This window comes from Arthrobacter sp. TJ-170 (assembly GCF_058269305.1).
Genome location: NZ_JBZCNL010000001.1, coordinates 642,959 through 666,076, shown reverse-complemented (window position 1 = coordinate 666,076; position 23,118 = coordinate 642,959). Strand labels below are relative to the sequence as shown.

The 23,118-nt window shown below is 65.0% G+C and carries 20 protein-coding genes; 7 read left to right on the top strand and 13 right to left on the bottom strand.

All coding sequences use genetic code 11. The features are described 5' to 3' along the window. Window positions 1–28: 28 nt before the first annotated feature. The 7 genes from AC4D1W_RS03100 to AC4D1W_RS03070 form a co-directional block, all read right to left on the bottom strand. Window positions 29–865, bottom strand: coding sequence for an inositol monophosphatase family protein (locus AC4D1W_RS03100; RefSeq protein WP_490890761.1), 837 nt, complete (start codon window positions 863–865; stop codon window positions 29–31). Further along, window positions 862–3,048 (bottom strand): NAD-dependent DNA ligase LigA, encoded by a 2,187-nt coding sequence (ligA, locus tag AC4D1W_RS03095; RefSeq protein ID WP_490897781.1) that lies wholly within the window; start codon window positions 3,046–3,048, stop codon window positions 862–864. The genes AC4D1W_RS03100 and ligA overlap by 4 nt, the downstream gene beginning before the upstream one ends. Next, window positions 3,038–3,775 carry a PP2C family protein-serine/threonine phosphatase gene (locus AC4D1W_RS03090; RefSeq protein WP_490890759.1) on the bottom strand — a complete coding sequence of 246 codons (738 nt, stop codon included), beginning with the start codon at window positions 3,773–3,775 and terminating at the stop codon, window positions 3,038–3,040. The genes ligA and AC4D1W_RS03090 overlap by 11 nt, the downstream gene beginning before the upstream one ends. Window positions 3,776–3,872: 97 nt before the next feature. Then, window positions 3,873–4,952, bottom strand: a complete 1,080-nt coding sequence (locus tag AC4D1W_RS03085; RefSeq protein WP_490897888.1) for an adenylate/guanylate cyclase domain-containing protein — start codon at window positions 4,950–4,952, stop codon at window positions 3,873–3,875. 55 nt (window positions 4,953–5,007) lie between these two features. Continuing rightward, complete coding sequence (locus AC4D1W_RS03080; protein WP_490897780.1) at window positions 5,008–5,616, bottom strand: PH domain-containing protein; 609 nt, start codon at window positions 5,614–5,616, stop codon at window positions 5,008–5,010. Window positions 5,617–5,657: 41 nt separating this feature from the next. Next, window positions 5,658–6,542, bottom strand: a complete 885-nt coding sequence (locus AC4D1W_RS03075) for a biotin--[acetyl-CoA-carboxylase] ligase (protein ID WP_490890757.1) — start codon at window positions 6,540–6,542, stop codon at window positions 5,658–5,660. Window positions 6,543–6,682: 140 nt separating this feature from the next. Beyond that, the gene (locus AC4D1W_RS03070; RefSeq protein WP_490897779.1) at window positions 6,683–7,531 is read right to left on the bottom strand and encodes an SDR family oxidoreductase; all 849 of its coding nucleotides are present in this window, start codon (window positions 7,529–7,531) and stop codon (window positions 6,683–6,685) included. 232 nt (window positions 7,532–7,763) lie between these two features. Here AC4D1W_RS03070 and AC4D1W_RS03065 point away from each other — a divergent pair, with 232 nt between their 5' ends. The 3 genes from AC4D1W_RS03065 to AC4D1W_RS03055 all read left to right on the top strand — a co-directional run bounded on the left by AC4D1W_RS03065 (window position 7,764) and on the right by AC4D1W_RS03055 (window position 10,170). Then, on the top strand, window positions 7,764–9,398 hold the full coding sequence (locus AC4D1W_RS03065) for an acyl-CoA carboxylase subunit beta (protein ID WP_490897778.1): 1,635 nt from the start codon (window positions 7,764–7,766) through the stop codon (window positions 9,396–9,398). Further along, entirely contained in the window at window positions 9,395–9,625 is a 231-nt protein-coding gene (locus AC4D1W_RS03060; RefSeq protein WP_490897777.1) for an acyl-CoA carboxylase subunit epsilon, read from the top strand. Before AC4D1W_RS03065 ends, AC4D1W_RS03060 begins: the two co-directional genes overlap by 4 nt. Window positions 9,626–9,726: 101 nt before the next feature. Next, the gene (locus AC4D1W_RS03055; protein WP_490897776.1) at window positions 9,727–10,170 is read left to right on the top strand and encodes a pyridoxamine 5'-phosphate oxidase family protein; all 444 of its coding nucleotides are present in this window, start codon (window positions 9,727–9,729) and stop codon (window positions 10,168–10,170) included. Between the two features lie 24 nt (window positions 10,171–10,194). Here AC4D1W_RS03055 and AC4D1W_RS03050 read toward each other — a convergent pair whose 3' ends face one another. Both AC4D1W_RS03050 and AC4D1W_RS03045 read right to left on the bottom strand, forming a co-directional pair. Next, a complete protein-coding gene (locus AC4D1W_RS03050) occupies window positions 10,195–11,454 on the bottom strand; it encodes a serpin family protein (protein ID WP_490897775.1) in 1,260 nt (419 codons plus the stop codon). Beyond that, window positions 11,451–12,722 carry a serpin family protein gene (locus tag AC4D1W_RS03045; RefSeq protein ID WP_490897774.1) on the bottom strand — a complete coding sequence of 424 codons (1,272 nt, stop codon included), beginning with the start codon at window positions 12,720–12,722 and terminating at the stop codon, window positions 11,451–11,453. Before AC4D1W_RS03045 ends, AC4D1W_RS03050 begins: the two co-directional genes overlap by 4 nt. Before the next feature lie 153 nt (window positions 12,723–12,875). Between AC4D1W_RS03045 and AC4D1W_RS03040 the strand changes: the two genes are divergently transcribed. From AC4D1W_RS03040 to AC4D1W_RS03030, 3 genes are all read left to right on the top strand, one after another. After that, the gene (locus tag AC4D1W_RS03040; RefSeq protein ID WP_490897773.1) at window positions 12,876–14,591 is read left to right on the top strand and encodes a DUF885 domain-containing protein; all 1,716 of its coding nucleotides are present in this window, start codon (window positions 12,876–12,878) and stop codon (window positions 14,589–14,591) included. Window positions 14,592–14,700: 109 nt separating this feature from the next. Next, the gene (locus AC4D1W_RS03035; protein ID WP_490897772.1) at window positions 14,701–15,321 is read left to right on the top strand and encodes a Maf family protein; all 621 of its coding nucleotides are present in this window, start codon (window positions 14,701–14,703) and stop codon (window positions 15,319–15,321) included. A gap of 126 nt (window positions 15,322–15,447) precedes the next feature. Next, window positions 15,448–17,265 (top strand): acetyl/propionyl/methylcrotonyl-CoA carboxylase subunit alpha, encoded by a 1,818-nt coding sequence (locus AC4D1W_RS03030; RefSeq protein WP_490897771.1) that lies wholly within the window; start codon window positions 15,448–15,450, stop codon window positions 17,263–17,265. Here the strand turns inward: AC4D1W_RS03030 and AC4D1W_RS03025 are convergent. From AC4D1W_RS03025 to AC4D1W_RS03010, 4 genes are all read right to left on the bottom strand, one after another. Next, the gene (locus AC4D1W_RS03025) at window positions 17,262–18,275 is read right to left on the bottom strand and encodes a prenyltransferase/squalene oxidase repeat-containing protein (RefSeq protein ID WP_490897887.1); all 1,014 of its coding nucleotides are present in this window, start codon (window positions 18,273–18,275) and stop codon (window positions 17,262–17,264) included. The two genes, AC4D1W_RS03030 and AC4D1W_RS03025, sit on opposite strands and share 4 nt — an antisense overlap. A 10-nt stretch (window positions 18,276–18,285) precedes the next feature. Further along, window positions 18,286–18,675, bottom strand: a complete 390-nt coding sequence (locus AC4D1W_RS03020; protein WP_490897770.1) for a hypothetical protein — start codon at window positions 18,673–18,675, stop codon at window positions 18,286–18,288. Continuing rightward, window positions 18,672–19,889: a serine/threonine-protein kinase gene (locus tag AC4D1W_RS03015; protein WP_490897769.1), complete on the bottom strand. Its 1,218-nt coding sequence runs from the start codon at window positions 19,887–19,889 to the stop codon at window positions 18,672–18,674. The genes AC4D1W_RS03020 and AC4D1W_RS03015 overlap by 4 nt, the downstream gene beginning before the upstream one ends. A gap of 154 nt (window positions 19,890–20,043) precedes the next feature. Beyond that, a complete protein-coding gene (locus AC4D1W_RS03010; protein ID WP_490890744.1) occupies window positions 20,044–21,456 on the bottom strand; it encodes an MFS transporter in 1,413 nt (470 codons plus the stop codon). Between the two features lie 258 nt (window positions 21,457–21,714). Here AC4D1W_RS03010 and AC4D1W_RS03005 point away from each other — a divergent pair, with 258 nt between their 5' ends. Further along, window positions 21,715–23,109, top strand: a complete 1,395-nt coding sequence (locus AC4D1W_RS03005; RefSeq protein ID WP_490897768.1) for an MFS transporter — start codon at window positions 21,715–21,717, stop codon at window positions 23,107–23,109. Window positions 23,110–23,118 lie beyond the last annotated feature (9 nt).

Sequence of the window (23,118 nt, the reverse complement as noted above, 5' to 3'; positions counted from 1 at the left end):
TGCAACGATCAGATTAAGTTACCCCCGGTCACACCCGCGACTCCAGACGCTCGGCAAGATCCACAACCATCTGGGGACCCGCCACCGTGAAGGCCGAGAATCGCTCGTCTTCGTCGGGCCCTCCGTCCAGGACGGAGGACAGGGCGGGTCGACGCACAGCCACGCCCGCTTCCTCGGCGATCAATGCACCGGCCGCCCAGTCGTGCTCATTCAGGCCGCGCTCGACATAGGCATCCAGGGTGCCGTCGGCGACCATGCACAGGTCCAGGGCTGCGGACCCGAGACGTCTCATATCACCGTGCCCCGCGAGCAGTTCACCCAGCTCCCCCACCTGTTGGGAACGCCGTCCGGGGTTGTAGGTGAACCCGCTGCCCACAAGTGTGCCCGGCCGGCCGGGAACCGGACCGTGCAACTGCCGGACCGTTCCCGCCTCACGGACCCACGCTCCCTGTCCATGGGACGCCCAGTACACCCGGTTCAGTGCGGGCGCGTGCACTACGCCGGCCAGCCAGGTACCGTCCTCGGCCACCGCTGCCACGGACGTGCAGTAGTAGACGATGTTCCGGATGAAGTTGGTGGTGCCGTCAAGGGGATCGATGGACCAGCGGATACCCGAGGACGCCCCTTCGGGCACAGTGGTGCCGAACTCCTCGCCAGTTATTGCATCGTGTGGGCGGCAGCGCCAGATCACATCGCGGACGGCTCTTTCAGCGGCCGTGTCGAATGCCGTCACCCAGTCACTGTCCGAACTCTTGTTCTCCGCCTGCAGCTCCCCGTCGCTGCGTTTCTGCAACACCGCCGCCCCCGCATCGGCTGCCTGTAACGCGACGTGAAGCAGCTCGGCGGGACTGGCGCTGGTATTCATACGCTTCCTTCTTCGAGCAGTTTCCGGAAACCGTCCTCGTCAAGAACCTGCAGGCCCAGTTGCTCGGCTTTGTCGAGTTTGGTCCCCGCGTTTTCTCCTGCAACTACGTAGCTGGTGTTCTTCGACACCGATCCCGAAGCCTTCCCGCCACGCTGGATTATTGCTTCCTTCGCTTCGTCACGGCTGAAACCCTCCAGCGAACCGGTGACGACGACGGTGAGCCCCTCGAGCGTGCGCGGCATGGACTCGTCAACCTCGTCGGCCATCCGGACACCATCTTCTGCCCATCGGTCGACGATCTGGCAGTGCCAGTCCTCTTCGAACCACTCTTTCAGTGCTGCCGCGATGGTTGGGCCGACCCCGTCGACGTTGGCCAGTTCCTCCTCACTGGCACTGCGGATCCGTTCCATGGACCCGAATGCAGTGGCGAGGGCCCGTGAAGCCGTAGGCCCGACATGCCGGATGGACAGTGCGACCAGCACCCGCCAGAGCGGCTGTGATTTCGCTTTTTCCAGTTCAGCGAAGAGCTTGCGCGTGTTGGCAGTGGGCTCCGACGGCTTCTTGGCGGTGCCCCGCGAGTAGAAATACGGGACCAGTTCCTGGCCGCTGACCACACCCTTGACCTTTTTGTCGCGAAGGATCCGCACGTCGGCAAGCTTCTCCGGTGTCAATCTGAACAGATCCGCCTCCGTGGTCAACGGCGGGACTGCGGGCTCGGCCGGCTGTGTCAGGGCCATCGCCGCTTCCCAGCCCAGCGCCTCAATGTCGAAAGCGCCCCGCCCGGCCACATGGAAGACACGTTCGCGCAGCTGGGACGGACACGACTGTGCGTTGGGGCAGCGGATGTCGACGTCGCCCTCCTTTGCGGGCGCCAGCGGGGTCCCGCATGAGGGGCACTCGGCCGGCATGACGAACTCGTAGGGCGGCGGATCCTGACGCGAGCGCAATGCAATTACCGGACCGACGATCTCGGGAATCACGTCTCCGGCCTTGCGCAGCACCACGATGTCGCCGATCAGCACCCCCTTTGCCTTCACGACCTCCTGGTTGTGCAGGGTTGCCATCTCCACTGTGGAGCCGGCGACCTTCACAGGGACCATCATCCCGAACGGGGTCACGCGACCTGTGCGGCCCACATTGACGCGAATATCGAGGAGCTTGGTGTTCACTTCCTCCGGCGGGTACTTGTACGCAACAGCCCACCGCGGCACACGTGAGGTGTGTCCGAGTGCGCGCTGCAGGGCGAAGCTGTCCACCTTGACCACGATGCCGTCGATCTCATGCAGCAGGTCATGGCGGTGCTCACCGTAGTGCCGGATGAAGTCGAGGACCTCCTGGTAGGACCCAAGCACCTTGTAGTACGGCGAGACAGGCAGGCCCCACCGTTCAAGCAACCCGTAGGTCTCCGACTGGCTTTCGGCCTCGAGCCCCTCACGTGCACCGATGCCGTGCACGTACATGTCCAGCGGTCGCTGCGCGGTAAGCGCGGGGTCTTTCTGGCGGAGGGAGCCTGCCGCAGCGTTGCGGGGGTTGGCGAACGGCGCCTTGCCTGCTCCGACCATCGACTCGTTGAGCTGGGCGAATTCCTTCGAGGGGAAGAAGACCTCGCCGCGGATCTCCACCTCGGTGGGGTGGTTGGAACCCTTGAGCCTGCGCGGGATGGTCTCGATGGTCAGGACGTTGTGCGTGATGTCCTCACCCGTTGTTCCGTCACCGCGGGTGGCTGCCCGAATCAGCTCACCATTGCGGTACAGGAGGTTGACTGCGAGACCGTCGATTTTCAGCTCGGTCAACCAGGTGACTGTGCTTCCCGGGCGCTGGGACTCGGTATTCGCCTCGGCACGCCGGATCCATGCCTCCAGCTCGTCGGTGGAGAAGACGTCCTCCAGGCTGTACATGCGTTGCAGGTGCTTCACCGGAGCGAAGGCGGCCGACACATCGCCGCCGACCTCCTGTGTGGGCGAATCGTTGGAAATCAGCTCGGGGTGTTCCGCCTCGATCTCCTCCAACCGGCGAAACAGGTCATCGAATTCCGCGTCCGAAATGACGGGCGCGTTCTCGTTGTAGTAGGCGAAGCGGTGCCGCCGCACCTCCTCCACGAGCCGGCCGTACTCCTCCTTCAGTGAGTCATTCGGCACCTCCCCGGCGGGCAGCTCAACCTCGGGACGTTCATCAGCTCGCATCGACGACCACCACTGTTACGTTGTCCCGGGCACCGCAGCGAAGGGTCTCCTGCACCAGCTCATCTGCTGCCTGCTGGGGGTCTGCCACTGAGGTGACGAGCTCGTAGATGCGCTCCTCCGGCACTTCTGTGGTCAGCCCGTCAGAGCAGATCAGAATGCGGTCACCCACCTCGACCGGCATGAGCCAGTAGTCCGCCTCAGCGTCATCTCCCGTACCCAGCGCCCGGGTGATCACATGGCGACGCGGATGACCGGCGGCCTGTTCCGGCGTGATGTGACCGCGGTCCACGAGTTCCTGGACTTCCGAGTGGTCAACGGTTATCTGCCCGAACTGCTCGCCATTAAGCTTGTAGGTCCGTGAATCTCCCACATTGAAGAAGAGCCAGTGCGGCATGCCCGATTCCTCGACGAACACCACACCGGAGACGGTGGTCCCGGCCCTGCCGTCGGTTTCAGCACGGATGTGTTCGTCGGCAGTACGGAGGAGTTCCTCGAGTTCCGCTACCGAAAACTGTGGTGCCTGTTTCCCGATGATGCTGCTCTCACGGAGCGTCCTTACGCAGATTCCTGAGGCGACCTCCCCCGCTTCATGGCCGCCCATGCCATCAGCGACCGCAAAAATCGGCTCGGCGGCAATCAGCGAATCTTCGTTCAGCTGACGCTTGAGGCCCCGGTCCGATGCGTATCCCACAGTGAGTCTGATGTTCCGCTCCTTCGCCTCGTACAAGCTTGCATGCTGGTTCGCCGGACCGCATCTCGGATTCTATGACGAAGGGCGCCCAGACGGCGACTTCACCGCGAAGTACGCGGGCGGACAGCGGGCGTCAGTCGAGAATCAGCCCGGTGCCCGTCCCACGTGCGAGTGTCACCGGGTGCACCTCACCAAAACCACGCACCGTGCGGGCCTTGTGGGGCATGAGGACGAAGCGGTCATTGTCGCGCAGGCTCGCGGCCGTGGACGCGTCGATCAGCACCGTTCCGGGTTCCGCCAGGGATGTCAGGCGCGATGCAAGGTTCACGGTGGGCCCGTAGATGTCGCCCAGCCGGGACAGGATTCTGCCCCAGACCATCGATACGCGGGCGGACGGCAGCAAATCGTCCTCGGTAAATGCCTTGGCGAGTGCGAGCGAAATTTCCGCGCCCGCCTCCGGCGTTTCGGCGATATAGAGCACTTCATCCCCGATGGTCTTGACGAGTCGTCCACCGCCGACCGAGATAATCTCCGCGCACTTGTTCTCGAACCGCTGCACCAACTGCGCAAGCGTGCGTTCATTCATCTGCCTGGACAGGCTTGTATAGGACACGAGGTCCGCGAAACCGACGGCGCGGGCCAGGGGCAGCGGCGCGTCGTCCTCCGGCCCCTCGGGTCCTCGGAGGCTGGACGCGAGCCCGGATTCGGCACGGACAGCCAACCGCTGAACGGCCGCATTCATCTGGCGGCGCCATGCGTAGACCAGTGTTTCCTCCAGCGGTTCAATCAGCTGCGGCAACTCCGCGACGAGCGCGCGCCGGGCAGCGGCGTCGGAGATTCCACGCTGCACCACCATCTCCTCGACGAGCGCCTCGATCTGCCACACCACCATGCGATCGGTCATCTGCCCGATCGCGCGGGTAATGGAGATCGCCGCCGATTCGGTGAGCTGTTCCTTGCGCACCAGTTCGATGATCGTGGTCAGTGCCGCCATGTCCTTCTCAGTGAATGCGACATCGTCGTCACCGATATTGGGAAAGCCCATCGCCCGCCAGAGTTTCCGCGCCGACAGCAGTGACACGCCGGCGCCGGAGGCCACGTCGCGGCGGCGCAGCGTGCGCTCGGCTCCCAGGAGTTCGATCTCGAGCTCGCGGATGGCATCGCGGTCCAGCTTGTCCGGCGCGCGCGGCAGGTCTGCCTTGATCACCGGCATGGAAAGGGTCAGCGGGTTATCGGGGTCATCTGCGGAAGGGTAGACGGTGCTCGCTTCAGTTCCATCCGTGCCGCTGCTGGCGCTCATCACCACTCCTGTCCCATGCATCGTTTTCCGTCCCGTCCGCCGGCTCAACTTCCATGTCTACACCATCGAACATGGCGGTCAATGGGAGATCGCTGATCGCCTCCACCATGTATTGCTTGAAGGTGTACACCTGCGGAACCTCCGTGAAGGACAGGAACCGGTCCCGTCCAAGATCGATGATGAGGCCCCCTCCGCCGGTGAGCCGCTCGATGAGGGTCTGCTCGATGATGATCTGGAATATTCCCGTCAGCCGGACTTCCCGTTCGCTGCGCCGGGTGAAGCCGGTCCGCCGGATCAGCCTGCGGCTGGTGAGGATGTAGCGGGTACCGGCCCACTGCAGCAACGGCCGGATAAAGATCCGGAACAGGAGCAGCAGCACGATCACAAGGAAGCCGGTGACAACGGCCGGCCCCCATTGCTCCCAGCCGAGCGGCAACTGTGTGCGGCTGAACCAGCCCAGGCCGTAACCGCCGCCGGCGAGAATCACCAGTCCAATGCAGAAGGGAAGGATCAGCCGTCGCGGATGCGGCCGGGTGCGCACCACCACGCGCTCCCCCGGTTCCAGTCTTATCCGCATGTGGATCCGTCCGGCGCGCCGAGCATGGTTCGAATGCCCATTTACAGCGTCAGCGGCCGCAGGTGTACGACGTCGCCCGCCGAGACCGTGTGCCTCTCGCCGTCGTCGTCGCGCACCACCAGGGCGCCGTGGTTGTCGAGGTTCATTGCGCGGCCGGTGATCCCGGTGCCGTTCGGCAGGTCCGCCCGGACGTCCTGCCCGAGAGTCACCATGCGGTCACTGACCCGCGCGAGCAGCGAGGTGCCGTCCGTCCAGGGGCGCGTGGCGTCACCGTCGACGGCTGTGAATTCGCGGTAGTGCGCCGCAAGCCGGCGCAGGTAGGCCTTCAGCAGCACGTTGCGGTCGGTGGTGGCGGCGTACTCGAGGAGCAGGCTGGTGGCCGTGGGAACCGGTAGTTCCTGGTCGGTAAGACTCACGTTGACTCCGGTACCGACAACGACGGCGGGCGGTTCCGCGTTGGCGCCGGGCACCAGTTGGGCAAGGACACCGGCCAACTTGCGGCCGTCAACGTGGATATCGTTGGGCCACTTGAGCTGCGGGGCGATTTCGGTGCGTTCCTCGATGCTTTCCGAGAGCGCGAGCGCCGCCATCAGGGACATCCACGCGTAGCTCTGCGTGGGCAGCGGACGCCCCTCGGTGTTACGGGGCCGCAGAAGCACGCTGACGATCAGCGAGGATCGTTCCGGCGCCGTCCATGTGCGGTCCAGCCGCCCCCGCCCGGCGGTCTGCTCCTCTGCGGTGAGCACGCTGAGGTCGGGCCAATCCTGCGGTTCCTCGACGGCATGGCGGGCGAGGTCCGTGTTGGTTGAGCCCGTCGCCTCCACCAGCTCCAGCCGGGCGTAGGGTCCGCGTGGGCTGCACAGCGACTCACCCAGGCCGGCCTCGTCCAGGCCGGGACGCTCGAGGTTGGAGTAACGGGATGTCATCCTCCAAGCCTACTGGCCGGAGAGCGCGTGCCGGGCTTCCCCCACACGCTGTGATAGCGCTCCTGCCATCGGATAGCGGTCTACTGGTATCCGATGGCAAAAGCGCTATCAGGAGGCCAACGAGGTTGCCTGGGCTCCGCCTAGAGGAAGATGTCGGGCACCAGCCTGTCCTCGGGTGCGCCCAGGCTGTATGCGCCGAAGTCCGTGACGCCTTCCTGCCGCAGGACCTCCTCGTCCGTGAAGAAGTTCCCGGTGCACTCCGTGGCAGGACGGACCAGAACGGCGCGGGCCGCGTCCGCGACGATGTCGGGCGTTCGGGCAGCCTTGATCAGCTCGCTGCCGCCGGGCATGTTTCGGATTGCGGCGGTATCGATCAGGGTGCGCGGCCACAGGGAGTTGACGGCGATGCCGTCGGCGCGCAGTTCCTCGGCCAACCCGAGCGTTGTCAGGCTCATCCCGTATTTGGCCATGGTGTAGGCGAGGTGCCGGCCCGCCCATGCCGGGTCCAGATTGAGCGGCGGCGAGAGCGTCAGGATGTGGGGGTTGCTCCCCTTCCGGAGCGCCGGCAGTGCGAACTTGCTCAGCATGAATGTTCCGCGCACATTGATGTCGGCCATCAGGTCGTAGCGCTTCATGGACACGTCGGGGGTTTTCGAGAGGTCGATCGCCGACGCATTGTTGATGACGACGTCGATGCCGCCGAACTCGGCGACCGTCGCCTCAACGGCGCCCGCGACGTCGTCGTCGTTCCTTACATCCCCGACGACGGCGAGCGCGCCTCCCCCAGCTGCCCGGATCTCGTCCGCAGCGGTGTGGACGGTACCTTCGAGGCTGGGGTGGGGCTCACCGGTCTTGGCAAGGATAGCGACATTGGCGCCGTCGCGGGCTGCGCGGAGTGCTATTGCGAGGCCGATGCCCCTGCTGCCGCCGGACATGAGGATGGTGCGCCCGGAAAGGGTGCCGGAATTGGAAGCGCCGTTGCCTGTCATACCGGACACCATAATGCCGGGGGCGGGTGAGAAACCTAATTGTTACCGATGAGTAACTTCCGGGTCGGCGCTAAGTCTTTCAGGGAGTTGTTGTAGGTGTTCTACAGCTATCGGCGTCGTTTAGCTCACTAGACTGGGCGGGAAGCCCGGTTCTTTGGAGGAAACCTACTTAAGGCAACCTCAGGAGCCGGCTACCAGCCAGTCACCCAGGACATCAATCGGAAGAGACTCGATGCAACCCGAAACGCTTCCCCTCGAACAGGACGCCGGCCTCACGATCGACGGCGGCCCCGACCTTCACACCACCGCGGGTAAGCTCGCCGACTTCCGGCAGCGGCAGGAACGTTCACGGGCGCCGTCGGGCCCTGAGGCCGTCGAGAAGCAGCACGCACGGGGCAAGGGGACGGCGCGTGAGCGCATCGAGATGCTTGTGGACCCCGGATCCTTCGTCGAGTTCGACGCCCTCGCGGTCCACCGCTCCACGGCCTTCGGCATGGAGAAGAAGAAGCCCCTCGGCGACGGCGTGGTGTCCGGTTACGCCACCGTGGACGGCCGGCAGATCGCGATCTACAGCCAGGACTTCACCGTGTACGGCGGGTCGCTGAGCCAGGTAAACGGCGAGAAGATCGTCAAGGTGCAGGAGTTCGCGCTCCGTAACGGCTGCCCGCTGGTGGGAATCAACGACGGCGGCGGCGCACGTATCCAGGAGGGCGTCGCGTCACTGGCGATGTTCGCCGACATCTTCCGGAACAACGTCCATGCCTCCGGGGTGGTCCCGCAGATCTCGCTCATCATGGGTCCGTGTGCCGGCGGCGCCGCCTACTCCCCCGCACTGACCGACTACGTGGTCATGGTGGACAAGAGTTCACACATGTTCATCACCGGCCCGGATGTCATCAAGACCGTCACCGGCGAGGACGTGGACATGGAAACCCTCGGTGGAGCACGCCAGCACAACTCCACCACCGGGACCTCCGCGTATCTGGCCACCGATGAGCAGGACGCTATTGACTTCGTCCGAGAGCTGCTCGACTTCCTTCCCTCCAACAACCTCGCCGAAGCGCCGCTGACCGAGTTCACCGAAGACCTCGAGCTCAATGAGCTGGACGCGCAGCTGGACACGTTGATCCCCGACTCGGCGAACCAGCCCTACGACATGCACACCGTCATCTCCACGATCGTCGACGACGGACACTTCCTGGAGATGCAGTCGCTGTACGCGCCGAACGTCGTGATCGGCTACGCCCGCGTGGAAGGCCACACCGTCGGCATTGTGGCGAATCAGCCGATGCAGTTCGCAGGAACCCTGGACATCGCTGCCTCCGAAAAAGCCGCACGGTTTGTCCGCCACTGCGACGCGTTCAACATCCCCATCCTCACGCTCGTGGATGTCCCGGGCTTCCTGCCGGGCAAGGACCAGGAGTTCAACGGGATCATCCGCCGCGGCGCCAAACTGCTGTACGCCTACGCAGAAGCAACCGTGCCCAAACTGACAGTCATCACCCGCAAGGCCTACGGCGGCGCCTACATTGTCATGGGCTCGAAGAAGCTTGGCGCGGACATCAACCTCGCCTGGCCCACCGCCCAGATCGGTGTCATGGGTGCACAGGGCGCGGTGAACATCCTCTACCGCGGCCACCTGAAATCGGTTGCGGACGCCGGCGGCAACGTCGAAGCGGCCCGCACCGAGGTCATCAGCCAGTACGAAGAGGAACTCCTCAACCCGTACCAGGCAGCACAGCTGGGCTACGTCGACGCGGTGATCGCCCCGTCCGATACCCGCGTCCAGGTTGTCCGCGGCCTACGCGCCCTCCGAGACAAGCGCGCAGCATTGCCCGCCAAGAAGCACGGAAACATTCCGCTATGACCATTGAAAGCATGGCGGCCGAGGACACTGCTCCCCTGTTTCAGGTGGTGACCGGGAACCCGACGCCGGAGGAGCTGGCGGCGCTCGCCGTCGTCGTGCTTGCACTGCAGGCGAACGACGACGGCGCACCCAGGCCGGCCGCGCACCGCACCTGGATCCGGCGGGACCAGCTGCGGTTGGGTCCGCGGCCCGGTCCGGGATCGTGGCGCCGCAGCGCCCAGCGGTAACTTCCCCGGGCACTTCGGCCCTCTGCTTCCTTTCCAGCGCGAACCACCCTAGGTTGGGGATACCAGACCGAGCACAATACTGCCCCGGCGGAAGGAACCCCATGGACCCCAGGGAAGACGACTATCGAGGACAACCCGGCACGCTTCATATGTCGGAGGAGCTGTCAGACATCAAGTGCTGGGCACTGCTGAGCACGCAACAGACGGGCCGGATCGGCTTTGTGCGGGACGGCTCCGTGAATATCTATCCTGTGAACTACCTGGCGCAGGACGGCGCCATCTACTTCCGGACCCGTGATGACGGCGACATCGGCAGCCTGTTACCACTCAGGAACTGCGCCTTCCAGGTGGATCAGGTCCGGTCCGAAGCGATGGCCGGTTGGTCCGTCCTCGCCAACGGAACGGCAGACGTTGTCCGCGATGAAGCGCTGCTGACTGAGCTGTGGGGACGTGCTGCCGAGGAGCCGTGGGCCGGGGGCTCGAGGACAACCTTCGTCGAAATACAGCCCTCAAAGGTCAGCGGCCGCAGCGTCCAAGCCGTCTGAGGCGGACGACCCCTGTTGTAGCTTTCACTGAACGCTTGGGTCCATCACCGTTCCGAGGAACAGCGGCATGCCGGTGTCCTCATGCAGGATCTGGTAGAGGAACGGCCTGTCGAAAACGAGCTCGACGTCAGGTTCGGCGAATCCTGATTCGTCCATGGCGATCTGCGTGATCGCTGCCGCAATTGTCCCTTTTTCCGCAACCGTGATGTTTGCTGATTGCGCGGCGCCGCTGACGAAAAGACCTGCGCTGAGACCGCTGAAATCCGCCTCTTCGCTCATGGCCTCCTCGAGGCCCCTCTCGGTGAGCATCGCCTTCAGGTCCAGGTCGTAGGTGTGGTCCCAGGACGGAAGGGTCAGTCGCACCAGTGCAGCGTCCGACTCCTCCATCGCGGTGTTCACCTCGAGCAATTCGCTGTGCTCCAGCACCGGTGTGGCACCGCGCTCGGGCAGGATCAGCCGCATGACCAGGCCGTTGCGGTAGGGCAAATCGACTGCCTTCCACCCATCGCCTTCGGTATAGGCGAGAGACAATTGGTTGTGCATCAGGGGCGTCTGGACGTCTCCCTTGTCCGTCGTGAACGTGCCCGCATCCGTGTCTGATGGATCGAAGGGGTTCTGCCAGGCCGCCGCAAAATACACGGTGTTGATGATGTTCAGCCTTGTGTTCGAGGACGGCTCGATCGGCACTTCCTCGATACGCCCACCGGTGTGGTGCTTCGTCCACGCGTTCATGCTCTTCAACGCGTCATCACTCAGATAGTCCACCGGGTACACGCCCGCACCGTATTGTGCGGCTAAGGACTCCAGGAACGTGTCCTCAAGGATCAGGTCCTCCGCCGGGAAGAGCCCATTGGCCAGGTGCAGCAGCGGCTCCTCCGGTGGGTCGTCCTCGTCCACTGAGCCGGGATCGCCGTCGTGCACTGCCCACTCAGCGAGCAGCCCGTTCATCGCCTCGTCGCGGTGCTCCGCCGGGAGTCCGAGCACGCGGTCCATTTCTTCCGCCGTCGTCGTGCGTGCTCCGACGCGGAGCATGGCGAGCGCAACCAGAGCGCTGACCGGGCTGGTGACCTGATTGCTGTCCGGTTCGACCGAGAGCATCTGTGTGCCCAACCGGTAGGAGGAGTCGCGGAGGGCCTCAACGGCGTCGGGATGATCCACCAGCGACACGGACTGTCGCTCCACATCGGCCATGCGCTGTTCCGGGAGGTCGGCCGAACCGCAGCCGGTCAGGAGTACCGCGGCTGCAGTGATCACTGACGTCGCCAGCCTTCTCCGCGTGCTCACCCTTCTCCTCCGGCGCTTGGGTCCATCACCGTTCCGAGGAACAGCGGCATGCCGGTGTCCTCATGCAGGATCTGGTAGAGGAAGGGCCTGTCGAAAACGAGCTCGATGTCGGGCTCGGGCGGCGCGCTTCCGGCGAGCGCCAGTTGCGTCACTGCTGCCGCGATAGTGCCCTTCTCACCGACGGTGATGTTGGCCGACTGCGCTGCCCCTTCGATGAAGATACCCTCGCCGATTCCGCTGAAATCCGGTGACCCGCCCATGGTCTCCTTCAGTCCCATTGCGCCGAGTAGAGCCTTGAGGTCGAGATCGTAGGCGTGGTCCCAGGAAGGAAGGGTCAGCGCCACCATCGCGGAGGGAGCGGCGTCCAGCAGGCCGTTGGCCTCGGCCAGTTCGCCGGCGTCGAGGACCGGATCAGTGCCCTCCTCGGGCAGAATCAGCCTCATCAGAAACCCGTTGTTGTAGGGCAGGTCAACGCCCTGCCAGCCGTCGCCTTCCGCGTAGGCGAGCGGCATCAGCGCATTCATCATGGGAGTCTCCACCTCCGCCCCGTTTGTGGTGAAGTTGCCCGGGCCGGTCGCCGCCGGGTCAAAGGGGTCGGCCCAGGCAGCAGCGAAGTAAACGGTGTTGATAATGTTCAGCACCGTGTCCGGCGAGGGTTTCAGCGGGGCCTCCTGGATTCGTCCGCCGGTGTTCCGGTCAACCCACGCGTTCATGATGCCGCCGGCGCCGCCGGCGGAGTAGTCCACCAGATATACGCCGGCGCCGTAGTGCTGAGCCAGCGGCTCAAGGAAACCGGGCGGCGGCTCCAGTGCTTCATCGACGAAGAGCCCGTTCGCGACGTGCAACAGCGGATCCTCCGGCGGTTCTTCCTCGTTCACTGAACCGGGATCGCCGTCATGGGGCGCCCAGTCCGATAGCAGCGCATTCATCGCTTCGTCGCGGTGCTCCGCCGGAAGGCCCAGGACAGAGTCCATCTCAGCCGCCGTCGTCGTGCGTGCTCCGACGCGCAGCATGGCGAGCGCAACCAGAGCGCTGACCGGGCTGGTGACCTGGTTGCTGTCCGGTTTGACCGAGATCATTCGTGCACCCAGCCGGTAGGAGGAGTCACGGAGGGCGGCAACGGCGTCCGGGTGATCCATCAGCGACACGGACTGGCGCTCCACATCGGCGATGCGCTGTTCAGGCGCCGCCGTTGAACCGCAGCCCGTCAGCACCAGCGCTTCAGCGGCAAGGACAGAGGTAAGAAGCCTTCTCGGGATGCTGCACATTGTTGTCCCCCATCGCTGGAACTGCCGGCATTCAAACGTAGGCGCAACGGAGGTTCATCCTCCAGCACGGCCGGAACACAATCCGGTCACGATACGACTGTAGGGTCGATAGCTCTGTGGTCGCGGGTAACAACGTGCCGTTAGGCTCTACGGGTGATCAACCAGACTTCCACACTGAACCTGACCGCTGAGGCGCCCACCCGTGCCCAAACGGCCATCGACGCCGTTGCCGAGGCCTACACGGAAACCCTGCTGCAACTCGACCCGGGATTCGCCACCCAGCTGGGGCTGCCGGGACACGAGACCGAATACCGCGACTACTCCCCCGCCGGGCTGGAGGAATTCGCCGAAGCCACCAGGGAAACCCTCGGCCGGCTCGACGACCTGGAACCCACCGACGACGTCGACGCCGTCACCCTGGACGCAATGCGCGAACGCCTTGGTCTTGACCTCGAGATCCACGAAACCGGCCTCAACCTCGCGAACCTTAACAACCTGGCCTGCCCGGCCCAGGAAATCCGCATGATTTTCGACCTCATGCCCACGGACACCGCTGAACAGTGGGGCCACATCGCCGGACGGCTCTGCAACATTCCGGACGCCATCGGCGGTTACATCACCTCGCTCCGCGAAGGGAAAAACCGGGGCATCCTACCCGCAGCGCGCCAGGTGCGCATCGTTATCGAACAGACCGCAGCGTACGCGGCCGACGGCGGATACTTTGATGAGTTCGTGGGCGGTGCAAACACCAACGACGACGACGGCCTCCCGGACTCCGTACACACCGAACTCGCTGCCGGAGCCGACGCAGCCCGCAACGCCTACCGTCACCTCGGCACATTCCTTGAGGAGGAACTGCTGCCGGAAGCTCCCGAAAAAGACGCTGTGGGCCGGGAGCACTATTCGCTGATGTCCCGTCAGTTCCTGGGCGCAGCGGTGGACCTCGAGGAAACCTACCAGTGGGGCGTGGAGGAACTCGACCGGCTCATCGCCGAGCAGGAAGCCGTCGCCAACGAAATCAAGGAAGGCGCGTCCATCGAGGAAGCCATGCGCATCCTCGATGAGTCCCCCGAACGCCAACTGCACGGAACCGACGCACTGCAGGCCTGGATGCAGGGACTGTCAGACCGTGCCGTCGAGGACCTCGCCGGAGTGCACTTCGACATCCCGGACGTCATGCGCGAGATCGAATGCATGATCGCGCCCACCAAGGAAGGCGGCATCTACTACACCGGTCCCACTGAGGACTTCTCACGCCCGGGCCGCATGTGGTGGTCAGTACCGGAGGGCGAGGACACCTTCACCACGTGGAAGGAAACCACCACGGTGTACCACGAGGGTGTTCCCGGACACCACCTTCAGGTCGCCACGGCGACCTTCCAGCGCGGACTCCTCAACTCCTGGCGCCGCAATGCCGTCTGGGTCTCCGGACACGGTGAAGGCTGGGCACTGTACGCGGAGCGTCTCATGGAGGACCTCGGCTACCTGAGCGATCCCGGAGACCGGCTCGGCATGCTCGACGCCCAGCGGATGCGTGCCGCCCGCGTGGTGTTCGATATCGGCGTCCACCTCGAGCTCGAGGTTCCAGACCGTTGGGGCTCCGGCACCTGGACGCCGGACAAAGGCTATGAGTTCCTGAAGAAGAACATCGCCATCAGCGAAGGCCAGCTCAACTTTGAGTTCAACCGCTACCTCGGTTGGCCGGGACAGGCACCCGCCTACAAGATCGGCCAGCGCCTGTGGGAGCAGATCCGGAACGAGGTGAAGCACCGCGAGGGTGATTCCTTCAACCTGCGGGACTTCCACACCCGCGCACTCAACCTCGGTTCGGTTGGTCTGGATACCCTGCGCCGGGCGCTGCTGAGCTAGACCCGCACCACCTTGAGTTGGCAGGACACACCCCTAATAGGTACGCATTCGGGGTGTGTCCTGCCAACTCATGTGTCTGACGGGAGGACATAACACTAGGCTTGTCCGCATGAGCATCCGGCTGATCCTCGCTTCCGCATCCCCAGCGCGCACCAAGCTTCTCGCCGAGGCCGGTATAGCGCACACCGTCATGGTGTCGGACGTCGATGAGGACGCCGTGACCGCTGCGCGCGGCACTCCCAGTCCCTATGACACCGCCCAACTCCTGGCCCGCGCCAAGGCGGAGTCCGTCGCCGCGCTTCCGGAAGCCCTTGGAGCCCTGGTCATCGGCTGTGACTCGGTCTTCGAGTTCGAGGGCGAAGCACACGGCAAACCATACGAGGCCGACGTCGCACGGGAACGTATCAAAAGGATGTCCGGCTCACAGGGCACCCTCCACACCGGACACTGGCTCGTGGACACGCGCAACGGCGCCGGTCTCGGTTCAGCCTCCGGCGCAGTGGCCTCCGCCGAGGTCCACTTCATGGAGCTCGCCGACGGGGAGATCGATGCCTACATCGCAACCGGTGAGCCGCTTCACTGTGCTGGCTCCTTCACCATCGACGGGCGCGGCGGGGCCTTCATTCGCAAGGTCGACGGCGACCCGCACGCCGTCGTCGGGCTCAGCATTTCAACCCTTCGCCAGCTCCTCCTCGCTGCAGGAGTCAACATCACCGAATTCTGGCGTTAGCTTCGGGCTCTTTTGTAGAATCCCTACAAATAATGCCTCTCCAACACGGGGAACCGGCATGGTTTATGGGCGGTAGCAACAAAACCGCGCTAGGCTCCCAACAGACCAAAAGGAGCCTTATAACCCATGAGCGAGTCGATGATGCGCGAGTCGGAGCCAGAATCCGCCGCACCCGTCACCAAAGTCCTGATCGCCAACCGCGGCGAGATCGCAGTTCGTGTGATCCGGGCAGCCCGTGATGAAGGCATCGCCTCGGTTGCCGTTTACGCTGAGCCGGACCGGGACGCTCTGCACGTGCGGCTGGCCGATGAGGCCTTCGCGCTCGAGGGCAGCACCGCGGCGGAGTCCTACCTGGTCATGGACAAGATCCTCGATGCAGCGGCGCGCAGTGGTGCGGACGCCATCCACCCCGGCTACGGTTTCCTCTCCGAGAACGCCCAGTTCGCGCAAAAAGTGCTCGACGCCGGACTCACCTGGATTGGCCCCTCCCCCTCCTCCATCGCGCAGCTCGGTGACAAGGTGCAGGCGCGCCACATCGCCGAGAAGGTCGGTGCTCCCCTGGTCCCCGGCACGAAGGACCCCGTCGGATCAGTACAGGAAGTCCTCGACTTCGCCGATGAGTACGGCCTCCCGCTTGCAATCAAGGCCGCGTACGGCGGCGGCGGACGCGGCATCAAGGTCGTCCGGGACCGCGAGGAGATCGCGGAGGCCTACGAGTCTGCGGTGCGTGAGGCAACCGCTGCCTTCGGCCGCGGCGAATGCTTCGTTGAACGATTCCTGGACGCACCCCGCCACGTCGAAACGCAGTGCCTTGCCGACAGGCACGGCAACGTCGTCGTCATCTCCACGCGAGACTGTTCCCTCCAGCGCCGCAACCAGAAACTTGTAGAGGAAGCACCGGCGCCGTTCCTCTCCGAGGACCAGAACACCCGGCTGTATGAGGCATCGAAGGCGATCCTGAAGGAAGCCGGCTACCAGGGCGCCGGCACGTGCGAGTTCCTGGTGGGCCAGGACGGCACCATTTCGTTCCTCGAGGTGAACACGCGCCTGCAGGTTGAGCACCCGGTCTCGGAGGAAGTCACCGGCATCGACCTGGTGCGCGAACAGTTCCGCCTCGCCCGCGGTGAGGAACTCGGTTACACCGATCCCGAGGTCCGCGGCCACTCCTTCGAATTCCGCATCAACGGCGAGGACGCCGGCCGGAACTTCATGCCCGCTCCCGGTACCGTCCGGACCCTGAAGCTGCCCACAGGACCCGGCGTCCGGGTGGACTCCGGCGTTGAGGCCGGCGAGGTCATTGGCGGCAACTTCGATTCGATGCTGGCCAAGCTCATCGTCTCAGGCGCTACGCGCACGCAGGCGCTGGAACGCTCTCGCCGTGCGCTGGCGGAAATGCAGATCGACGGCATGCCGACCGTCCTGCCTTTCCATGCCGCCGTCGTCAGCGACCCGGCCTTCGCGCCCGCGTCGGGGTCTTTCTCGGTGCACACCCGCTGGATCGAAACCGAGTTCGTCAACACCATTGCCCCGTGGACTCCCGACGGCGATGCTGCATCCTCCGTTGAGGACGCCGAGAGCCGTCAGCGCGTGACCGTCGAAGTGGGCGGTAAACGGCTGGAGGTTGTGCTTCCGGCGTCACTTGGAGTCGCGAACGGCAAGTCGACGGGCAAGGGCGGCGGAAAGCCGAAGAAGGTTGCCCGTTCACGCGCCGGTGCGGGCTCTGCTGCCAGTGGTGATGACCTTACCTCGCCCATGCAGGGCACCATCGTGAAGGTCGCCGTCCAGGACGGTGACCAGGTGGCCGAGGGCGACCTCATTGTGGTGCTCGAAGCAATGAAGATGGAACAGCCGCTGACAGCGCACAAGTCGGGCATGCTGTCCGGACTGACCGCGGTGCCGGGCGACACGGTGTCCGCCGGTGCAGTCATCGCGGCGATCAGCTAGGGCCGCCGCTCAGCTCCCGCTGCCGCTTCCCCTTCCGCTGCCGCTGAGTCCCACCAGGTGAGCGCCCGCAAGCAGTGGAACGTCAACCAGGGTGAGGGCTCGCCTGCAGGTACGTCCACCTCGAACCAGACGCGCCCGGGATGCCGGCTCTCCTGGGTCCAGGTACCGTCCGCCTGGCGGGCGGTACGGATGACGTCGATAGCGTCGGCCAGGCGGGGATCCGGTGTGCCGCCGTCGTGCAGAGTGGCGGCCCGGAAATAGTCCACGGCGTTCAGCGCGCTGTAGATCCACCGGAACGGATACGCGAAACGGGTCACCCAGGGAGCTACCGGTTCGCCGGTGGAGAGCCGGTACAGCAGCCGGCGTTCCAGTAGGTACTCCTCTCCCTTGCGGCGGGCGGCACGCAAGGCATCGGAACCTCCGGTCGTGATCTCGTAGTACAGCAGCCCCTTGAGGACGTTCAGCGTCGAATGGAACGAGGACCGCTTCGAGCCCTCCACCCACTCGCAGTTCCAGCCGCCGTCGTCCTGCTGGTAATCAGGGAACCACTGGGCGAGCCTGGAGACATCGGCACCCAGCCAGCTTCCGTTGGCGAGGGTGAAGGCATTGATGCAGCAGTCCACCTCGCCGTCCCAGTAGGGCAGGTTGTCGTATTCCCAGCGGCTGTTCCCGGCCAGCAGTTCAGCTGTTCCGGAGAGCACCCGCGCGTCGACGCCCCACTCCCGGAGGGCGTTCAGCGACCAGGTTGTTGCCGTGTATGGCTGCCCGGTGTCCGGCGCCGCTTCGGGTCCCTCGAAGTCGAAGCCCGCGGGAAAGTACGCGCCGCCTGCCCACTGGCCGTCCGGGTCCTGGTGCGCGAGCAACCGCGATCCGAATCCCTCCGTTGCGACGCTGGAACGGGTAGCCTCCCATTCCGCCTCCGATGCCCCGGCGAGGTCACGCTGAACCTGCCAGCGCAGCGCGGGGTCGGTGTCCTGCAGCCAGGTCAGCAGGGCCGGGTCTATCTGCATGCTCGACAGGTTACTGCGCTGCATCGACTTCCTCCGACGCATCGACAGGAACGGGCGGCGGGACGAGTTCGGATTCAAAGAGCTCGGGCAGCTCCACCGGGGCAGGAGCCGCGCCGGAACGTAGCAACCGTTCGATGAGCTGCTCCACCCGCTGCAGGATCATCACAGCCCGCTCCCCGGTGATCTGCCCCTCAGACTGTGCCTTCCGCACCCTCGCAGAGAGCGTGTGGGCAGCCGCAACAGCGTCTGCGGTGTCGCCACGGGCAGTCAGGACGGCGATCTCCCGAACCTCGCACTGCAGCTCCTGTGCCACATCGGCAGCAATCGGCGGGGCGGAACACCCGCTGAGCATCAGCACAGCAGTGACAACCAGAGCGCTGAGAGCGGCGCGCAGGCTCACGGCTGCACGCTCTCATACAGGCTGTCGAGCATGGCGCCGGTACTTCCCGGCACAAAGGGCAGAGGCACGGGACCTGGTCCGGTGTTGACGTCAAGGATTATGAGGCCCACGGCCAAAGTCAATCCCACCAGAACGACGACGGCGGCCAGAACCCGCGCATGGAACCTCACCTTTGCTTCGGTTCGATCCTGCGGAGCCGCGGTTCGATCCTGCCGAGCCTCGGGACGACGCGTTCCTTCCGCGTCGGGAACCTGGCTCGGTTCGGGCGCCGGCTGCCCGGAAGGCCGTGCCGAGGGAGCCAGTGGCACCCTGAGACGGGCGGCGGTGCGGATGGGCACGGGAGGTGCCGGCGTCGTCGTTTCTTCGGTGCCGCGTGAGGCAACGGGCGCCAGGGCTGTTGGTCGCTCCAGGGCGTCGAGGCGGCGGACCACCTCCGCTGCGCTGGGGCGGTCGAACGGCTCATCCAGCGTCATGTCCGTGAGCAGTCGGTGCCACCCGGTACCGACCGACTCCGGGATGTGGGGCGGGCGGCTCAACCGCGCGAGCGCGCTCTCCAGGCCGGTACCCGGGAAGGCGGGCTCACCCGTCAGGCATTCGATCAGAACCAGGCCCAGCGCGTAGATATCCGTCGGTGCTCCCACCAGGTCTCCGCGCGCCTGTTCCGGGCTGAAGTACGTGGCCGTGCCGATCAGGCTTCCGGTCGCGGTTACCCTGTTGCTTCCGAAGAACCTGGCGATGCCGAAGTCGGTGAGGAGGAAGTCGAAGAGGCCGTCCCCTGGCTCAGTGCAGCGGGTGAGCACATTCGAGGGCTTGATGTCCCGGTGAACAATCCCCCGGCCGTGGATGTACTCCAGCGTGCGGGCGATGTCCCGGCCGGCCGTCGTCGTTCTTTCGACTGAGAGCGGGCCGTCCCGGAGCACCGCTCCGAGGTCGGAGCCCTTGATGTACTCCATGACAAGGTAGGACGGCTCAAGCCTGGCGCATTCGGCGTCCATGTCGAGAACCCGGACCAGACCGGGGTGGTGAAGGGCGGCCAGCATCCTCGCCTCCCCAGAACCGCGCGCCACGCCTTCGGCAGAACCGCGGCGGAACATCTTCACCGCGACATCCCGGTGCAGGCGGGTGTCCCGTGCGCGGTAAACGTCGGCCATACCACCGACGCCGATCACGCGGTCGAGGACGTACCGCCCACTCGCGAGGGTCTCCTGATTCATGCCCATCCGCTCCCGCCAGAAAAGGTAAGCCCGTCAGTGATTCTCGCGGACGGTGCCTGCGGAAAACTTGGAAATGCCACGCGGCCTCCGTGGACGCAAAAGGCCCCCGCCTACCCCAGGGGTGGACGGGAGCCTAGTGCTTGAGGGTGCCGGGTCAGGCGATGTTGTTCTCGTAGTCGTTGTCCCGGGTTTCCCGGGAGAGCCACAGCGCAATGAAGGTCAGCACCGCGGCAGCGCTCAGGTAGAGACCGACGAGGAAGGTGCTTCCGTCAGCGGCCTGCCACAGTGCGATCGCAACGAACGACGCCGGCGCCGCCCCGATCACGCTGGACAGGTTGTAGGCCACTGCGGACCCGGTGTAGCGGACGTTGGCGGGGAACAGTTCGGGCAGAATCGCCGCCATCGGCCCGAAGGTGAGGCCCATGAGAATGAAGCCGAGGATCAGCAGCGCCATGGCGCCGACCGTTCCGGCTCCGAAGAGCGGGACCCAGGTCAGGCCGAAGACTGCGATTCCCGCGGTGACCAGGAGCAGCATCTTGCGGCGGCCGAACTTCTCCGCCAGCGGACCGGAGACGATGGTGAAGATACCGAAGAAGACGACGCCGATGATCAGCATCCAGAGGAAGTCACCGCGGCTGATTCCAAGGCCGGGCACAAACGCCGCTGCAGCGTCGGCCGAGAATTCCCTGCCGGCCGCCTCAGCAGCGGTCCGGGCCTGGTCGACGGTGGCCGGAGCGGTGCCGAACGTCAGGGTGAACGAGGTCATCAGGTAGAACAGCACGTAGGTGGCGAACATGATGAACGTGCCGAGGAGCAGCGGGCGCCAGTGGCTGGTGAACACCGAGGCGAGGGGCAGTTTGACGACCTTGCCCTTGTTCAGCACCTGCTGGAAGGAGAAGCTCTCGATGAGCTTCAGGCGGACGTAGAGCCCGACGATCACGAGGATGGCGCTCGCGATGAACGGTACGCGCCAGCCCCAGGCGAGGAAGTCTTCCGCCGACAGCACGGCGTTCAGGAGAACGAACAGCAGGTTGGCGATGATGAAGCCGATCGGCGCGCCGAGCTGCGGGAAGGTTCCGTAGACGGCCCGCTTGCCCTTGGGCGCGTTCTCGGTGGCGAGGAGGGCAGCGCCGCTCCACTCCCCGCCGAGGGCGAGGCCCTGGAAGAAGCGCAGCAGCACCAGGATCGCAGGAGCCGCGAAGGCCCACCCGGGGACCTGTGCGGTGGGCAGCACGCCAATCAGGAAGGTGGCGATACCCATCGTCAGCAGCGAGGCCACCAGGGTGCCCTTGCGCCCGATCCGGTCGCCGAAGTGGCCGAAGACGATCGAGCCGAGTGGCCGGGCGACGAATGCAACGCCGAATACTGCGAAGGACTGCAGCAGCGCCGTGGCAGGGTCGGAGTTGGGGAAGAACAGGGCAGGGAACACCAGCACCGACGCTGTGGCGTAGATGTAGAAGTCGTAGAACTCGATGGTGGTGCCGATGAGGCTCGCGAAGATGACGCGACCCTTGGAGTTCAGCGGCTTTGTAGCCTCCGGCTCCACGGTCGATGATGACGATGACATGGAATTTTTGCTTTCTCGAGAACGGCCGCCGCGAAATCCCGAAAGCCGTGGTATTTAGTGCCTGTCAATATCATCACCGGAGCAGCTGCGTGGGATAACCCGTCCACATAGTGGACACTCTGCTCTGGACGCGTGGCGCCTAACTCGCTCAGGCTCCCGCGGATAGCCGAATGTCACACCGCGTTTACAAACCGGCACCGGAGCCGAAATGCGCCTTTCCTACTGTTGCGGTACTGCCTCTTGAACGAAAGGTTCGCCATGAGCGTTGACCGCGCAGTCTCATCGGAGAAGCCAGCAACACCAGTAGAAGCTACCGGCGCAGCCCTTGTGCACCGTCCGGGCCGCTGGATCGACAACTGGAACCCCGAGGACCATAACCAATGGGAGTCCGGTGGCCGGACCATTGCCCGCCGCAACCTCCAGTGGTCCATCGCGTGCGAGTTCCTCGGGTTCGTGGTGTGGCAGCTCTGGTCCATTGTGGTGGTGTACCTGCCCGCCGCCGGCTTCAACTTCTCCACTTCACAGATCTTCTGGCTCATCTCGATGCCGAGCCTCGTCGGCGCCACCATGCGAATTCCCTACACCTTCATGGTGCCGCGGTTCGGCGGCCGTAACTGGACCATCATCTCGGCGCTCCTGCTGCTGATCCCGTCCATCGGACTGGCACTGGCCGTGAGCAACCCGGAAACTTCGTTCGGTATGCTCCTGCTGATCGCCGCCCTTGCCGGCTTCGGCGGCGGCAACTTCGCCAGCTCGATGGCGAACATCACCTTCTTCTACCCGGTCCGCGAAAAAGGCTGGGCGCTGGGACTGAACGCTGCGGGCGGGAACCTGGGTGCCGCCGTCGCGCAGCTGGTTGTTCCGCTGGTCATTGCAGCGGGTGCAGCCGCCACGCTCAACCTGCCGCTGGCCGGCTGGATCTGGGTGCCGCTGATCCTCGTCGCCGCGTTCGGCGCCTGGAAGTACATGGACAACCTGTCCAGCGCGAAGTCCGACTTCGCCGGGTCCATCGCCGCCCTGCGCGAGCCGCACATGTGGGTCATGGCGTTCCTGTACATAGGAACATTCGGTTCGTTCATCGGTTTCTCCGGCGTCTTCCCGAAGCTGATCCTCGATTCCTTCCCCGAATTCTCCACGATTGCGCTCGGTCCCGCCGCGCTCTCGCTCGCGTTCCTCGGCCCCCTGGTCGGCTCACTCGCACGGCCGTACGGCGGCCGGCTTTCTGACCGGTGGGGCGGTGCACGCATTACGGTGAGCGCCTTCGCCGTGATGGGCATGATCGCCCTCGCCGTCGTCTGGACACTCCCGCTGGGCAACTTCTGGCTGTTCCTCGGACTGTTCCTGGTGCTCTTCGCGGCAGCCGGTGCCGGCAACGGCTCCACCTACCGCATGATCCCGGTGATCTTCGCCCTCCGCGGCCGGTCCGACGGCGCCATGAGCACCGGTCGCAAGGCGGCGGCTGCACTGGGCCTGATCTCCGCGATCGGCGCCTATGGAGGCTTCGTCATTCCGCAGGTACTCAACGCGTCCAAGGGCGCCACCGGCTCCTATGACGCCGCCTTCTACGGCTTCGTCGCCGCCTACGCGCTGATGCTCGCGGTCACCTGGTTCTTCTACCTGCGACGCAGCACCTCGAGCGTGGGGCACGTCTGACATGTGCGG